Here is a 15472-nt window from a genome sequence, read left to right as displayed (position 1 = left end):
AAAAAAGAGTAGTGCTTAATTCCTTAGTGCACTACTCCTTTTTTTATTGTAATTAGCCTTCTATTTCTCTAACAAAAGCTATCCTTTTATCAGATTTGGTACTATTATCAAAAGTAAATTCATAAGTTTTAAAACCTTTTGACTTGATAATCAGAGCTAATCCACTAGCTGTCTTTTGTGGTCTTCTTATTTTAATTTCATCACGTTCAGCATCAATTTTATATTCCTTTTTATTTACAAAGCTATTTTTTGCTTCAGTATACATTTCACCATCAAAAGTAATAGATTCAATATTCTTAATCCACTCAAGTACATTTGTACCATTTTTTATAAAATTATTACTCTTAATAAAGAAAGTGTTTAGTGTAATATTATCAAGCTTCAGAGGCTGATCTGCTGATAAATTCAGGCTCTTTAAGCTATTCTTTTTTGCATCTTCCTCAGCTTTCTTTGCAGCGTCAGCTTCCTGTTTCTTCTTTTCTTCCTGCTCCTTTTTCTCCTGTTCTTCTTTAGCCTTCTTTTCCTCTTCCTTAGCCTTATCAGATTCAGCCGGAGCTACGGTTTTCTTCTCTTCACCCTTAATTACCTCTACTTTAGAACGACTGTTGTCAAAGGTAAATATGTAGGTCTTGTAGCCTTTAGCTTCTATCTCTAAAGAAACAGCCTTATTTGCATCACCCTTTATATCATAAGGCCTTGCTATCTGAAGCTCTAAATCACCGAAGTTTCCTCTTACCTTCCTGAACTCATACTCATTCAGGTTCTTTCTTTCATCATCATTACCATATGTGCAGATTCTTCCATTAACAGTAACCTCTGTTACCATATCAATCCACTTTTGAGTAGCTTCTTTATTAGCATCTCCCAGAAAATATTTTTTAATGGTAAATCTGTCATCATAATCTCTTTCCACTTTGAAAGTCTGTGGCAGTGGGAGTTCAAGTAAGGTACCGCCCTGATTATCTTCCTTTTTATCTTTAGGGTTCTCTTTATCTCCCGGAGTCTGCTTGTCATCCTGTCCCGGTGCAGGTGTCTGATTATCCTTTTTATCATCAGGCTTTGGCTGTTCTGTCTTATTTCCATTGATAAGCTTAAATGTATCCTTTACTGAGTCTTCTGAACTGTTGTCAAAAGTAAACACATAAGTCTTATATCCCTCAGCCTTTATAACCATAGGAATAACAGCCTTCTTTTCAGGTCTATTTATCTCCATAGAGCCAAAGCTAAATTTAAACTGCTTATCCTTAAGTCCAAAACCGCTGCCTTTGGTATAATTAACCCCATCAACCTTAACGGAATTTACCTTTTCTAACCATGCAATTACTTCTTCGCCATTACCGGTAAACGCTGCACCAATTGAAAGCTTCTTGTGTCCTGGCTGTACATAAAGCTTCTTGTCTTCCGGTATGGTGAGGCTTTTTGCATCAGGAGCATCATTAGCTGTCTCAGTCCTAACTATTTCATCAAGATTAAGTTTTGGTGTCTCAGTTTCTTTACCTGTCTCAGGGGTCTTTTGTTCAGGCTGTTTCGGTATTATACCTGTACCATCGGTCTCCTCACCTTTTACAATCTGTGCTTGTTTACCGCTGTTATCAATTGTAAATGTATATGTTTTGTAGCCTGTAGCCTCAATTACCATAGGTATGTTGTTAGACTTTGACTTAGGAAGGGTTATCTCCACCTTTTTACCAACATAAAACTCATTATCATCTTTTACAGAATATCTTTCATTTGGTACTCTATTATATTTTACTCCACCTACTGTAATAGATACAATATTATTCATCCAATCATTGACATTACGTATTCCCGAAGTAGTTCCAAATGAGAGGGTATTACCAATGTGGAAAGTAGTAAATTTATCAGGCATTTCAAGAGTTTTTAATGCATTTTCATCAGGCTTTACCACAGTTAACTCTATCGTCTGAGGCTGATATCCGTCAGCTACAACTATTACATTTACCTTTCTTGGCAAAGTGTTAAGATTAGGGAAATAGCGGTTTATAAGACCTGTTCCACTTATGGTAAGCTTATCTCCGTCTACTTTATAGTAATCAGAACTCATTGTGAACAAGTACTTCTGACCCTTTTCCCTTTCAGGATGAAGTGCCTTAACCTTAGCAAGATAAGCCGCATCCGCCTGTAGGGTGATTTTACCGTCGGTGCTGACTTTACCTTCATTTGGGATAGTAAACTTAGGAGCTTCCTCTCCAAGCTGGTTTCCATCCAGAACCCCACCTATCAAGTTATCTTCAAGTACGGCATTAGCCTTCTTTATCTTGTTTATAGTCTTTACACCATCCTGCTTCATATAATCAGAGAAAGAAAGGTACATCCCATCGTCCCTCTTAGCTATCATAGTAGTATTGTAGTATCCAAAATCATAGAAATCGCTGTTATGATTGTATACCGCTTTTACCGTAACTTCCTTTTCAAATCTGTCAACTATAGCTTTAGCATAGTCATTTTTGATTCCAAGCTCATCAAATATTTCGGCATTGGCAAGAAGATCCACATCAAAAATAAGATCTCTTACTATCGTTAGTGAGCCTGTATAGTCTCCTCGGTTTCCTCCCGGAGTAGCCTTTCTGGTTGAACCTGCAACGGCATCAAACTTCATACCATCCATGGAAAGCAGTGAAGATTTACTTCCCATAGTCGTAACTTTATCTGCAGTAGTTTCGTTTTTCTTCCCTGCCTCCTGTCCATCCGGTATGTCAAACCCAACTGTAGCAGGCTTATATTCATTAAAATAAATCTTAAGACTATACTCACCCTTATAAAGTGTATTATTTATACCCTTTGTACCGTCTTCTTCCTTACCCTTTGTCACATCATTGTATAAGACAAATAAGTTTCCAAAGAAGAAATAATCAATATTATGTCTGAGGGTTCTAACTTCCTTATTCGGCAAAGTAAGTTCTACCTTCTCAACAGCATTTTTTACCCCCAAAGTCACACCTTTAACATCGAAGTGAAGATTCTTGCCTGATTTTAATACAGGCTCCCTTAAGAAAATTTCAGGCTGTCCCGGATATTCAAGTCTGATACGGAGCATGTATGATTTACTGCCCTCAGACTTTACCCTCAGTCTGAAATACCCTGCTGATCTAAAATTCGCTTCTCCTGTCTTTATAATCAGAGCCGCTTTTTGACCACCATGCTCTACAATTGTCTTCTCATACTGAACATCATACTTTATAGTATACTGGTTATCACTATCCTCAACAAGCTGAAGGGCTCCTGTCTTAGGGATATTGTCAAACCACTTTGTATCATCATCAGATGTATAATTAAACATCACAGTAAGATCCTTACCTACCTCTACATCAGGTGCATAATAAGGCCTTTCTGAAATCTTCTTTGAAGCTTTTAAATCTGAATTGAAAGTAGTAATCCCCGGCTTCATACGTCTATTGCCTTCGTTATCAAAGTTATCCAGATTATAATCAAATCTTGAAATCCTGCTGCTTCCTATAACAAACTCAGGGGTTCTGCGCTTATTGGTAACTATAGGTGTAACAAGCTTTGCATCAGACGGTCTGTCAAGCTTTACTGTCTGACTGATGTTTTTATCCTTATTGCTTACAACCTTCACTTCAGCAGGATATTTTCCATATACTTCCCACTTATACAGAGTTCCTTCTGTGTCAACTTTGGTAAGCTCACTTGTAACATCTGTATCATCTACATAAACTGTGGCATTATCCTTTGTATAACCATTTACAAAGCTAAAAACCACATATCTTAAGAAACTTGTAGCATCTATGACCTTTGTCTTTTCAGGATTTACAATTTTATTTGCTTCTTTAGCCGGAGTTTGAGGAGTATTATTGCCTGAATTTGTATTACTTCCACCACCGGTTGAGCCTCCGCCTATATAACCTCCACCTATACTTCCAGTATTGGTAGTATTACCGGCTGTATTTTCGTTTTCATTGGTAACAGCACTTCCCTGTGGGGTACTGTCATCCTTTACATCTATATTGGCTGTACCCTGTGGAGTATCATCAGAATCTATATCCAAATCAGAGCTTGCATAGGTATCACCTGCTTTGATTATTACTTTCTTGCCTAAGATTGTAGCCTTTATACTTTTCTTAGTCTTATTTGACGCTATAAGTTCAATCTTAGAAGTAACCTTTGCGGACTCTGCCCCTGTCTTGTATGTAAGTTCCGCATAAGCTGCCTTACCGCTTATGTTAAGTGTAATCTTTGATGCTATTTCAATTTTATTTCCTGTCTCATCTATAACAAGATTTGCATTTTTAACTGTTCCAAGATAGATGATTTTTTTGAATTTTGTTCCTTTTGGAATATAAACCTTAGATTTATCTGATGAATTAATAACAAGTATCTTATCCTTATAGTTACCCTTTGGTACTCTGAAGTTCTTGGTAGATACAGCATTTAATACAATCTTATTTACATTACCCTTCTTAAGTGCTGACTTAAGCCCCTTATTGGTGCTTACTGTCATCTCAATCTTCTTTGCCACTACCTTCTTTGTTGTTGCAGCACTTATTGTTGTTCCCCACATCTGTGCAGGTAACATACTAAGTGACATAGCTGTAATCATAGCTGTTGCTATATTTTTCTTAAGCCTTCTCATTGCTCCTCCTATGATGTTATAATTTTCTTCAGCATACAATAATGATTTTCGTTTTCATTGTATCCCGAGTTATCTTACCAACTTTCTATGCTAAAGTCAACATTTACTAATGAGTATTGTTATTATGAAAATAATCGAAAGGAAGTTAAAACTAATATTATTTTGAAGGGGATATGTATAGTCCTGATTATAAAATGGAGCTTTGGGTACCTTTGGTGAAGGCTTAATATTGAGATTGTTCATGCTACATGGCAAATATAGATGACGCCAGTTAAGGTCAATTGATATTATAGACATATTATAATATAATATGTCTATATTTTTTTGGAGGCAAGCCTATGTTTATCAAACAGGAAACAATCAGACCATCAGTAGATCTGCGTAATCATTATAATGAAATATCCAGACAATACAGGGAGGATAAGAAAGCAGTTATAATTACCGTAAATGGACGGGGAGATACGGTTTCCATCGGATATGAGGAATATAAAAGAATGAAAGCCCGAATTGAGCTTTTAGAAATACTTGCAGAAGCTGATGAAGATGTTAAATATGAGAGAGTTGCTCCTATTAAGGATACTTTTGATGATTTGAGAGATATTCTTAAGGAGGAGAGGATTTGAAATATGGGATTATAAGAACTGATACAGCCGATGCTCTGATAAGGGGAAATATACTTTATATTGCTGAAAATTTAGGAAATAGCGTGGCTTTGAAGAAATTAAGTGAACTTGAAGAGGCTATATTATCTTTAGGGGACAATCCTTATATCGGAACTACACCAAAATACAATGTACTTAAAAGACAGGGCTATATGGTATTAATTCTTGAAAAAAATCTTGTCTTTTATAAAATAAAGGAAAAGATAGTTACTGTATATGCGGTGCTTGGGCAGATACAAAATTATTTGGATATCATACGGGGGCTATAGGTATGATTATATTCACGAAAGAGGATGACTGATGGAAGATAAATCACTTATTATAAAAAAACTGGAAAATGAAGGAATTACAATAACTTCAGAGCAATGTGACAAACTCTATAGATTCTACGAGATGGTAATAGAAAAAAATAAGGTAATGAACCTTACAGCTATCACAGACTATGAAGAATTTGTCATCAAGCACTTTGTAGACAGCCTAATGATAGCAAAGGTAATGGATATGACTACGCCTATGACTGTGCTGGATATCGGTACAGGCGCAGGCTTTCCCGGTGTACCTATCAAGATAGTATTTCCTGAAACTAAGGTGCTGCTCCTTGATTCCCTCAATAAAAGATTGAACTTCTTAAATGAGGTAATCGAGGAACTTGAGCTTAAAGATATAGCTACCATACATTCCAGAGCGGAGGAGCTCCAGACCAAGGGAGAATACAGAGAAAGCTTTGACCTATGCGTATCAAGGGCTGTATCTGCTCTGCCAACCCTTAGCGAATACTGCCTTCCTTATGTAAGGTTTGGCGGGAAATTCGTGGCTTATAAGGCAGTTGGAGCTGACGAAGAGATCGAGGCATCAAAGACTGCCATCAGGGTGCTTGGCGGAGAAATAAAAGATAAGGCACAATTTACCATAAAGGATACTGACTATACCAGGGTGTTGATTTCTATAGAAAAGATAAAAAATACTCCAAAAAAATATCCTCGTGCGGGTGGAAAACCAAGCAAAAATCCGCTACAATAAGGAGAGGGCAATGTGCTAGCTTTTTATTGAATATGCGGACTAAGTCACGCTGTCACTGATAACTTTCCAGACTCGCTCCGGTTTTTCTGAAAGAGGCTATTTTAGAATTGTGTAGTTGACGAAAAACCTAATGCGCTCGCTTAGGAAGTATCAGTTCCAGCTGATAAGTGACAATTAATAATATAAAGAAAATTATAAATATTGTTAGGTACTATATTCTAAAAAGCAATCACATAATGCAAAGAAGAAAGAATAGAAAGCTAAACTTTCAGTTCACAGCCCGGAATGATAGAATTCTAAGCGAGCGCGTTAGGCGAAGCGAAGCGGATGCCGGAGCGAGTCTGAAATTCTATCATTCCGGGCGTCACACAGTATGAAATAGTATTATAATTGAGACGATTTATAAAAGTTTGTTTCTGTGTAAAACCAGATATTTAGTCGTATCAATGAAAGTATTATTATTTAGAAGTTTTGGAGGAATCATGGAAATTTGGGACGGTTATAATAGAGACGAAACCCTTGCAGGTGTTGATTTGGTTAGGGGAGAGAAGATACCTGATGGGCTTTATCATCTGGTATGCGAAGTGCTGGTTCAGCATGAGGACGGCGACTTTCTACTTATGAAGCGAGACCTAAACAAGCCTACCAATCCCGGCAAATACGAAGCCACAGCAGGAGGAAGCGCACTAAAAGGCGAGGACAAGCTTACTTGCATAAAGAGGGAACTAAAAGAAGAGACCGGAATAGAAGCAGAAGACTTTGAACACATTGGCAGGACTATACACGGGAAATGTATATTTGAAGACTTTTATACAAGGACTGACTGTGCAAAGGACTGCGTAACCTTGCAGGAAAACGAGACTATTGGCTATAAATGGATAAGCGAAGCAGAATTCGCAGACTTTGTTAACTCAGATGACATCATAAGGAGCCAGAGAGAAAGATATAGAACATTCCTAGGCAAGAGAGGATATCTGAAGTAGATTCACTTTGGAGGTGAAGAAATGGACAAGCTGATATTCCATGTGGATGTAAACTCAGCCTTTCTTTCGTGGACGGCAGTTAAGATGCTTAAAGAAGAGCCGGGAAGCATTGACCTTAGAACCATACCCTCTGCCATAGGAGGGGATGTATCAAAAAGACATGGAGTTATCACAGCCTGCTCGATTCCTGCCAAGAAGCAGGGAGTAAGGACAGGCGAACCTGTTATGAGGGCCCTTGAAAAATGCCCGAGTCTAAGGCTTTTCCCTTCTGACTTTAAGACCTATAGAGAATACTCGGCGAAGTTTATAGATATACTTAAGAAATATGCCTTAGCAGTAGAACAGGTGTCTATTGATGAGGCATATCTTGATATGACAGGAACAGATGAACCTATAACTATGGCAGAGAAAATTAAGACTGAAATCTATGAAAGCCTTGGATTTACAGTAAATATTGGAATCTCTACAGTTAAGCTCCTTGCCAAGATGGCAAGTGATTTTGAAAAGCCTTACAAGGTACACACTCTTTATCCTGAGGAAATAAAGGAGAAAATGTGGGCTCTTCCCATAGAAAAGCTGCATGGCTGTGGCTATAAGACTTCTGAAAAACTTAAGAATATAGGAGTTAAGACCATAGGAGATGCAGCTAAGCTCGATAAAGCCCTGCTTTGTTCTCTGCTAGGTGAAAAGTCAGGAGAATATATCTATGAGAGTGCTAACGGCAGAGGAAGCGATGTGGTATCGGGGGAGAGGGAGGCTGCTAAGAGCTATTCAAACGAGACCACCCTGCCCACAGACATCAGGGTGTCTACCTACGATAAAGAAATGCCCCCTGTCATACATTGGCTTTCAGAAAGTGTGGGAAAAAGGCTTAAAAAAGATGAGGCAACAGGCTATACTATAAGCGTTAGTGCCAAAACAAGCAGCTTTAAGAGGAGGTCAAAGCAGACTACTCTGGTAGAACCAACAAATGATATTAAGGATATAGAAAGCACTTCCCTTATACTTATGAGAGAGCTTTGCTTTGGAGAAAGAGGCTTATTTAGCGAAAATGATGGCATTAGGCTGGTTGGAGTAGGTGTATCGAATCTGGCTGAAAATGAATGCAAACAGCTTGATATATTTTCCTATATGAAAGAAAAAAGTAAGCAGGATGAGATTAGACTAAATGAGTCAAAGAAAAAAGAAAAAACCGATAAGTTAGATACCATGCTTAAAAAAATAAATGAAAAATACGGCGAAGGTAAGATAAAAAAAGGAGGATGATTATGACAAAATATATATTGGCTTCGGCTTCACCACGCAGGGTTGAGATACTTGGAAAGCTTGGCTTTGAATTTACGACTGAGGTAAGTGAGGCTGAGGAGAAGTTAAAAAATGACTTTAATAAGCTTCACCCAAAGGAAAAGGTGGAGGAGCTTTCATTTATAAAGGCTGCTGATGTGGCTGAAAGCCTTATTCTGACAAAGGAAACAGAAGAAGGAGACGCCTACATAGTTATCGGCGCAGATACAGTGGTGTCTGTAGACGGGGAAATCCTTGAAAAGCCTAGAGATAAGGCTGATGCCGGCCGTATGATAGAGCTTATCCAGGGCAGAAGCCACGAGGTATACACAGGGGTTACCCTCATCTATATCCCTAAGGAAGTCCTTGAAAATAGGGGAGTTAAAGAGGGAAACAAATACTTGGAATTATTTAAAATCCTTGAAAATCAGATGAAAGAAGCCGATAATAGTGAAGAGACAGCAGAAATTGGAAACATAATTAAAGCCATGCTAAGTGAAAATAAGCTGATTGTACGCACCTTCTCAGAAAAAACCGAAGTAAGCGTATATCCTATGAATGAGGCGGAGGTAGAGGGGTATATATCCACCTTAGAGCCATATGATAAGGCTGGTGGATATGCTATTCAGGGAAGATTTCAAGCTTATATAGAAAAGATAAACGGAGATTATTCTACAGTGGTAGGCTTACCTGCAGGAAGGCTTTATCACGAAATCAAGGAGGTCTACAAATGTACGACAAGCTTACAAAAAACGATATAAGAAGGCTTGAAGAAGAGATTGAGCATAGAAAGCTGGTGGTAAGAAAAGAGGCCATTGCTGAGGTAAAGGAAGCAAGGGCACATGGTGACCTTTCAGAGAATTTTGAGTATTATGCGGCAAAAAGGTTCAAAAATCAGAATGAAAGCAGGATACGCTACCTCGAGAAGATGGTTAAGACTGCAAGGATAATAGAGGATGATTCTAAAGAAGACGAAGTAGGCCTTGATAATACTGTAACTGTCTACTTTGTGGAGGATAAAGAGGAAGAAACCTTCAAGATAGTAACCTCAGTAAGAGGAGACTCAGTAAGCAATCTCATAACCATAGAATCCCCTCTGGGCAAGGCTTTGATGGGACACAAGGAGGGAGATACAGTCAGTGTAAAGGTAAATGAACAGGTAAGCTATGATGTAGTTATCAAAAATATCGAGAATACTAAGGATGAAGGAAAAGAAGGAATCAGAGAGTTTTAGGAGGTAATATGGCCAATTTTGAAAAAGCTCTAGCCACTATAATGTTTGATATACTTACAGGCAAGACGGGACACATAGGAAAGGCTACATTTAAGCCTGAAAAACCGCAGTTTGACTGGGATAAGGCAGATGCCAAGCCACTGGAAAGAAGCACTCCTGAAGCGGAGGGGGTACCTACATCTTTTCTTTACAACCTCTTATTCGAACTTGGCTCTGCAAAGAGTGAACTTCATCATTTTCTGGTACTTAGACATGGTAAAGTCATCTGTGAGTCTTCTTTTTCGCCGTACAGAAGGGGAGAATGGCATACTACTTATTCTATGAGCAAGACATTTACAGGAATGGCTATTGGTCTGCTCTATGATGACGGGAAGCTAAAGCTTAATGACAAGGTTGTAGACTTCTTTAGCGATCTCACAAACCTATGGCAGATGGTGAAGTTTAGAGATATGACAGCCACGAACCTCCTCACTATGACTACCGGTGTTAACTTCAATGAGGGTGGCTCCATGGTTGGAGATGAGTGGATTAAGGGCTTTCTTTCAGCATCCTTAAAGGAAAATGCAGGAAAGGTATTTGACTATAACAGTATGAATACTTACATGCTTTCAGCCATTGTATCAAAGCTTGCAGGAAAGCCTATGTATGAGTTCTTACAGGAGAGGATATTTAACAAGCTTGGAATCAGCCAATGCTTTTGGGAGACCAGCCCTGAGGGCGTTACCAAGGGTGGCTGGGGTATGTTTATACGGCCTGAAGATGCAGCAAAGCTCGGACTTTTATACCTTAGCAAGGGTAAATGGGAGGGCGAACAGCTTATTTCCGAGGAATATGTAAATATGGCGACATCAAAGCAGATTGAAAATGAGCATTTTGGCTACGGCTACCAGCTTTGGATGGGCTGTAGGGCTGAGAGTTACCTCTTTGATGGTATGATGGGGCAGGATGTGAGAGTTTACCCTGATCTTGATATGATAATAGTGAATTTTGCAGGGGATTCCGTTGTTTTCCATAGTGGGGAGGCAGATGCTATCATTGAAAAATACATGGAAAATCCTGAAATTTCAGATAAAGCCCTCCCTCCTAATCCTATGGGGAATGTAAATCTTAGTAAACTTATATCTGAGCTTGAAAGCGGAGCATTTAAGACAAAGCCTGTTATGGCAGGGGGCTGGGAAAGAAAGGGAAACCTTAGGGCTCAGATATCAAGCCGCAACAAGCCTCATCCGCTTAAACATGATTTCTTTATGTGGCTTAACGGACGAAGCTACGAGCTTGAAGACAAGTGCCAGGGAGTATTTCCTCTCCTTTTACAGCTTACCCACAATAACTTTACCGAGGGTATAAGTGAAATTGGATTCACCTATGAACATCATACGCTTTTTATTAAGCTAAAAGAAGGGGATGAAGTCCACAAAATAGGAGTGGGCTTTCATAAGCCTGCGTATTCAACCATTAATCTAAATGGTGAGCCTTACAATGTAGCACTTAAGGGCGAATATACGGAAAATGAAGAGCACGAAAATGTTCTAAAACTGATACTTAGCTTTACAGAAGAGGCTGCAAGTAGGATAATGAAGATACATTTTAAGGCTAATGAGCTTCTTCTTGAACTAGATGAAACACCGGGTAAGGAGTTCATTAGCATAGGTCTTAAGCTGTCCATGAGCCAAATAATGAACTCACACTTTATAGTGAAAAGGGCATTGGGAAGTGGAGCAGATACTATTGTAAATGAAGCGGTAATGAGGAAAATAAGTCCGTCTACAAGGGGCAGGCTTATAGAAAATGCGGAGGAAAACTAATGAGAGGCATTGAAACAAGAATCAAGGAAATCAGACACCGTATATTTACTGAGGTTGCCAGGATGGCATACCACACAGAATGGCCAACTGACCAGAGAATCGAGGAATTGCCTTATAAGATAATTCCCGGTGAAGTAGGAAGCTTTCGTAGTGACGTATTCCTTGAGAGAGCCATAGTTGGGGAGAGACTTAGACTTGCCATGGGACTTCCCTGTAGAGATGCAAGTGAACACGCTAAGATATCCGACAATGTGGAGGCTGCTGACAGGCCTGAGACCTACTATACTCCCCCACTTGTCAATGTGATTAAGTTTGCCTGCAATGGCTGTACCGAGAAGAGGGTGTTTGTAACTGACGGATGTCAGGGCTGTCTTGCCCACCCTTGTGTGGAAGTCTGTCCAAAGACCTGCGTTTCTCTTGACAGGACAAACGGCAGGTCGGAAATAGATCAGAGTCTTTGCATTAAGTGTGGAAAATGTGCCAATGTCTGTCCTTATAACGCCATCATCAAGCAGGAAAGGCCTTGCGCTGCGGCCTGCGGTATGGATGCCATACATTCAGATGTGCACGGGAAGGCTGATATAGACTATGAGAAATGTGTGTCCTGTGGCCAGTGCCTTGTAAACTGTCCATTTGGAGCAATTGCAGATAAATCTCAGATATTCCAGGTAATACGAGCAATCCAGTCTGGTGAGCATATCTATGCAGCCTTTGCCCCTGCCTTTGTAGGCCAGTTCGGTGCGAAGGTAACTCCGGGGAAAATCCGTATGGCTATGAAGATGCTTGGTTTTACTGATGTATTTGAGGTAGCTGTAGGTGCAGACCTCTGTGCTACCCAAGAAGCAAACGACTTCCTTAAAGAAGTGCCTGACAAGCTGCCATTTATGGGTACTTCCTGCTGTCCTGCCTGGGCGGCTATGGCAAAGAAGCTCTTCCCTGAGATGAAAGAGTGCATTTCAATGGCACTTACTCCTATGACACTCACAGCAAGGCTTATAAAGCACTACAATCCAAAGGGTAAGGTTGTATTCATCGGACCTTGCTCAGCTAAGAAGCTTGAAGCCATGTGGGACGAGGTACGCTCAGAGGTGGACTTTGTTCTCACCTTTGAAGAAATGGCCGGGATATTTGCGTCAAAGCATATAGATATCGAGAATATTGAAGAAGATCCTGACGGAGTGAATGATGCCTCAACTGATGGCCGTAACTTTGCGGTTTCAGGTGGAGTTGCTACCTCTGTAGTAAATGTAATTAAGAGCATTCACCCTGATATGGAGGTGAAGACCGACAACGCAGAAGGACTTAGAGACTGCCGCAAGATGCTTATGGCGGCAAAGGCAGGCAAATACAATGGCTATCTTCTTGAGGGAATGGGCTGCCCGGGAGGCTGTGTGGCAGGTCCGGGAACCATGCAGGCCATAGTAAAGTCAACAGCTTCAGTTAAGAACTACGCCTCTAAGGCAAGCCACACCTGCAGCAGCACGACTGAGCATGTTAAGGAGCTTGATAAGCTTACATACTAGATATTTTGCAAGTATTCAGCAAAGCTGTAGAAGCCTCTGTATTATACGGTGCCAAATACTTTTGATACTCATATCGTATAATGGAGGCGTAAATCAACATATTTATTGCTTATGGAGACATATTAAAAGTCCATTTTCTAGAGTTAGAGATGGACTTTTTACTTGTCAAAACCTTTTAAACATAGTATGATGTAGGGGATAAGCATTTTGTTGGGAACTTATGCTTAAATTACCTGATTAATCGGAGGTAAACTTGGTAAAGAATAAGATATTTAAGTCGATAATTATATTAAGCCTAATTGTATTTTCTACCGGCTTAGTCTCAGCCTGCGGAAAAAAGGCTGATACAGCCTCAAGTAGTGCAGCAAGTGAACAGGGCTCTGCAAGTTCAGGTGCAGTAAGTGTGGAAGTACCGCCTATGAGTAGCAATGGGATAATGTACGGAGTTATCATAGAGGCTTCAGAAAAACATATGGTATTGCAGAGTGATATGGGCACTACCGTTAGATTTGGACTTAATAAAGACGTTGATGTTACGGGTCTTAAGGACGGAATCGCCGCAGGTGAAGCAGTAAAGGTAGAGTATAAGGGTGAGCTTAAGGGAGAATCTGCCAATAAAGTAAAGGTAAACAAGGTATCTGATTCCGAAAAGCTACCAAAACTGAGCAAGGAAGCCCTTGTTGCAGCAGGCTCTATTATACTGGCAGTGCGAAACAAAGACCAGAGTAGTCTTGCGAGACTGTGTGAATATCCTCTGGTATTTGATACCGGCACTGATATAAGGATAGGCAGCGTTCAGGAATTTATCTCACTCAAAAAGAGTGATGTATTTACCAAGAGGCTTGTAAGCTCAGTATCGAAGACCAACCTCTTTGTTACCAATGCCTACAGTGACGGATTTTTATTAGGGCTTTCTGAGCCTAATCTGGTTGTTAGCAGTACCAAGGACGGATATCTGATAACAGGTTTTCATTATAAATAAGATTGACAGCTAAGAGAGGTGATGTGATGGACTTCACTTTAAGAGAACTGGATAAGAAAGAGACTCTGTCTTTGTATAAAAGATATCTGACCAAATTTTTTGACGAGGAATTTGATGGCTTTCTTATATCAGAATCAGCTATAAGGTGGCTTATAGCAAGGAAGATATGCAGCTGCTACGGGCTTTTTGATGATGAAAAGCATCTCTTTTGCTTTGGACTTTTTATTAATGACATAGAGCAAAGGGTAATGCTTCTTGATTATTTTGTGGTCTTAAAGAAATACAGGGGCTACAATTATCCTGAGATATTCTTCGATATGTTAAAAGAAGTCCTTATACCTAAGGAAGAAGAGGGTGAGGAAAAAGAGAAGGGAGAAAACAAGGAAGAAAACAAGGAAGAAAACAAGGAAGAAAACAAGGAAGAAAACAAGACAAGTGAGTATAAGTTCCCACTAGGTATATTTATAGAGCTTGAGGGAGTGGGTAAGACTGATGAGAAAGCCATAAAAAAGAGAGAAATGGCGCTTGATTTCTACAGAAAGATAGGAGCTTACATGACGGACATCCTGCCTGTGCTTTCTGATGAAGAATACAATGTCCTTTTTTTGCCGGTGAATGCGAGACCGTCAAGGTCGGAGCTAAAAGCTGAATTTCTTGGTATTTATAGGGAAATTCTTCCGTCATTTAAGGATAAGAAAAAGTATATTACAAGATTAACTGAGGAAGTGGATGGATTAGTATGAAGATTTCGACAAAAGGAAGATATGCACTGAGACTGATGGTAGACTTGGCTGAACATAGGGACAGCGGGTTTATTGCACTAAAGGATGTAGCTAAGAGACAAAACATTTCCAAAAAATACCTGGAGCAGATAGTACCTGTGCTAAACGGCGCCGGACTCCTTGCTACCAACAGAGGTAATAGAGGCGGCTATAGACTGGCTAAGGAGCCTAAGGAATACACAGTTGGAGATATTCTAAGGATAACAGAGGGAAGCATTGCACCTGTGAGCTGCTTGGATTCAGAGATTAATCTCTGTGAGAGAAAGAACTTCTGCCAGACCTTATATGTGTGGGAAGGGCTCTACAAGGTTGTAAATGAGTATCTTGACGGAATTACGGTTCAGGATATAGTTGATAAAATAGGGAATACAACAGCGGACTACATCATATGATACAAGAACTGGCAGTAAAAGCTACGATTTTGCTCCGCCTACAAGAGAACTTATGATTTTTTGACACCCTAAAATATTCGTAATTAGTCATTATAAAAATGAGTGAATTACGAATATTTTTTGGAGTTACTTGTAAGGATTAAGGTATTTGGTACCAAATGATTTGAAACACAGATATGTATTAATCATTGGA

13 protein-coding genes are annotated in these 15472 nt (G+C 39.6%); 12 read left to right on the top strand and 1 reads right to left on the bottom strand.

What is annotated here, in order from left to right:
* Positions 1-52: 52 nt before the first annotated feature.
* Positions 53-4612: a hypothetical protein gene (locus tag ACO6HM_RS00990; RefSeq protein ID WP_485389343.1), complete on the bottom strand. Its 4560-nt coding sequence runs from the start codon at positions 4610-4612 to the stop codon at positions 53-55.
* Between the two features lie 338 nt (positions 4613-4950).
* Between ACO6HM_RS00990 and ACO6HM_RS00985 the strand changes: the two genes are divergently transcribed.
* From ACO6HM_RS00985 to ACO6HM_RS00930, 12 genes are all read left to right on the top strand, one after another.
* Positions 4951-5235, top strand: coding sequence for a type II toxin-antitoxin system prevent-host-death family antitoxin (locus tag ACO6HM_RS00985; protein ID WP_485389342.1), 285 nt, complete (start codon positions 4951-4953; stop codon positions 5233-5235).
* Positions 5232-5543 (top strand): type II toxin-antitoxin system RelE/ParE family toxin, encoded by a 312-nt coding sequence (locus tag ACO6HM_RS00980; protein ID WP_485389341.1) that lies wholly within the window; start codon positions 5232-5234, stop codon positions 5541-5543. The genes ACO6HM_RS00985 and ACO6HM_RS00980 overlap by 4 nt, the downstream gene beginning before the upstream one ends.
* Positions 5544-5574: 31 nt before the next feature.
* Positions 5575-6294, top strand: coding sequence for a 16S rRNA (guanine(527)-N(7))-methyltransferase RsmG (gene rsmG, locus ACO6HM_RS00975; RefSeq protein WP_485389340.1), 720 nt, complete (start codon positions 5575-5577; stop codon positions 6292-6294).
* 482 nt (positions 6295-6776) lie between these two features.
* On the top strand, positions 6777-7277 hold the full coding sequence (locus tag ACO6HM_RS00970) for an NUDIX hydrolase (RefSeq protein WP_208429647.1): 501 nt from the start codon (positions 6777-6779) through the stop codon (positions 7275-7277).
* Positions 7278-7298: 21 nt separating this feature from the next.
* Positions 7299-8543 carry a Y-family DNA polymerase gene (locus ACO6HM_RS00965; protein WP_485389339.1) on the top strand — a complete coding sequence of 415 codons (1245 nt, stop codon included), beginning with the start codon at positions 7299-7301 and terminating at the stop codon, positions 8541-8543.
* 2 nt (positions 8544-8545) lie between these two features.
* Complete coding sequence (locus ACO6HM_RS00960) at positions 8546-9322, top strand: Maf family protein (protein ID WP_485389338.1); 777 nt, start codon at positions 8546-8548, stop codon at positions 9320-9322.
* The gene (greA, locus tag ACO6HM_RS00955; RefSeq protein WP_485389337.1) at positions 9292-9795 is read left to right on the top strand and encodes a transcription elongation factor GreA; all 504 of its coding nucleotides are present in this window, start codon (positions 9292-9294) and stop codon (positions 9793-9795) included. The genes ACO6HM_RS00960 and greA overlap by 31 nt, the downstream gene beginning before the upstream one ends.
* An 8-nt stretch (positions 9796-9803) precedes the next feature.
* On the top strand, positions 9804-11600 hold the full coding sequence (locus ACO6HM_RS00950; RefSeq protein ID WP_485389336.1) for a serine hydrolase domain-containing protein: 1797 nt from the start codon (positions 9804-9806) through the stop codon (positions 11598-11600).
* Positions 11600-13123, top strand: coding sequence for a 4Fe-4S dicluster domain-containing protein (locus tag ACO6HM_RS00945; RefSeq protein ID WP_485389335.1), 1524 nt, complete (start codon positions 11600-11602; stop codon positions 13121-13123). Before ACO6HM_RS00950 ends, ACO6HM_RS00945 begins: the two co-directional genes overlap by 1 nt.
* A 253-nt stretch (positions 13124-13376) precedes the next feature.
* Entirely contained in the window at positions 13377-14105 is a 729-nt protein-coding gene (locus ACO6HM_RS00940; protein WP_485389334.1) for a hypothetical protein, read from the top strand.
* A gap of 26 nt (positions 14106-14131) precedes the next feature.
* Positions 14132-14848, top strand: a complete 717-nt coding sequence (locus ACO6HM_RS00935) for a hypothetical protein (protein ID WP_485389333.1) — start codon at positions 14132-14134, stop codon at positions 14846-14848.
* Entirely contained in the window at positions 14845-15279 is a 435-nt protein-coding gene (locus tag ACO6HM_RS00930; protein WP_485379566.1) for an RrF2 family transcriptional regulator, read from the top strand. Before ACO6HM_RS00935 ends, ACO6HM_RS00930 begins: the two co-directional genes overlap by 4 nt.
* Positions 15280-15472 lie beyond the last annotated feature (193 nt).

The sequence above is a fragment of the Catonella sp. genome (genome assembly GCF_057250765.1).
The sequence above is the reverse complement of the archived record's forward strand: the minus strand, read 5'-3'. Positions and strand labels throughout refer to the sequence as shown.

What these genes read in the sequence shown, in the direction of transcription:
- ACO6HM_RS00990 (WP_485389343.1), bottom strand. Translation starts at nt 4,612, where the DNA reads ATGAGAAGGCTTAAGAAAAATATAGCAACAGCTATGATTACAGCTATG.
- ACO6HM_RS00985 (WP_485389342.1), top strand. Translation starts at nt 4,951, where the DNA reads ATGTTTATCAAACAGGAAACAATCAGACCATCAGTAGATCTGCGTAAT.
- rsmG (WP_485389340.1), top strand. Translation starts at nt 5,575, where the DNA reads ATGGAAGATAAATCACTTATTATAAAAAAACTGGAAAATGAAGGAATT.
- ACO6HM_RS00970 (WP_208429647.1), top strand. Translation starts at nt 6,777, where the DNA reads ATGGAAATTTGGGACGGTTATAATAGAGACGAAACCCTTGCAGGTGTT.
- ACO6HM_RS00965 (WP_485389339.1), top strand. Translation starts at nt 7,299, where the DNA reads ATGGACAAGCTGATATTCCATGTGGATGTAAACTCAGCCTTTCTTTCG.
- ACO6HM_RS00960 (WP_485389338.1), top strand. Translation starts at nt 8,546, where the DNA reads ATGACAAAATATATATTGGCTTCGGCTTCACCACGCAGGGTTGAGATA.
- greA (WP_485389337.1), top strand. Translation starts at nt 9,292, where the DNA reads ATGTACGACAAGCTTACAAAAAACGATATAAGAAGGCTTGAAGAAGAG.
- ACO6HM_RS00950 (WP_485389336.1), top strand. Translation starts at nt 9,804, where the DNA reads ATGGCCAATTTTGAAAAAGCTCTAGCCACTATAATGTTTGATATACTT.
- ACO6HM_RS00945 (WP_485389335.1), top strand. Translation starts at nt 11,600, where the DNA reads ATGAGAGGCATTGAAACAAGAATCAAGGAAATCAGACACCGTATATTT.
- ACO6HM_RS00935 (WP_485389333.1), top strand. Translation starts at nt 14,132, where the DNA reads ATGGACTTCACTTTAAGAGAACTGGATAAGAAAGAGACTCTGTCTTTG.
- ACO6HM_RS00930 (WP_485379566.1), top strand. Translation starts at nt 14,845, where the DNA reads ATGAAGATTTCGACAAAAGGAAGATATGCACTGAGACTGATGGTAGAC.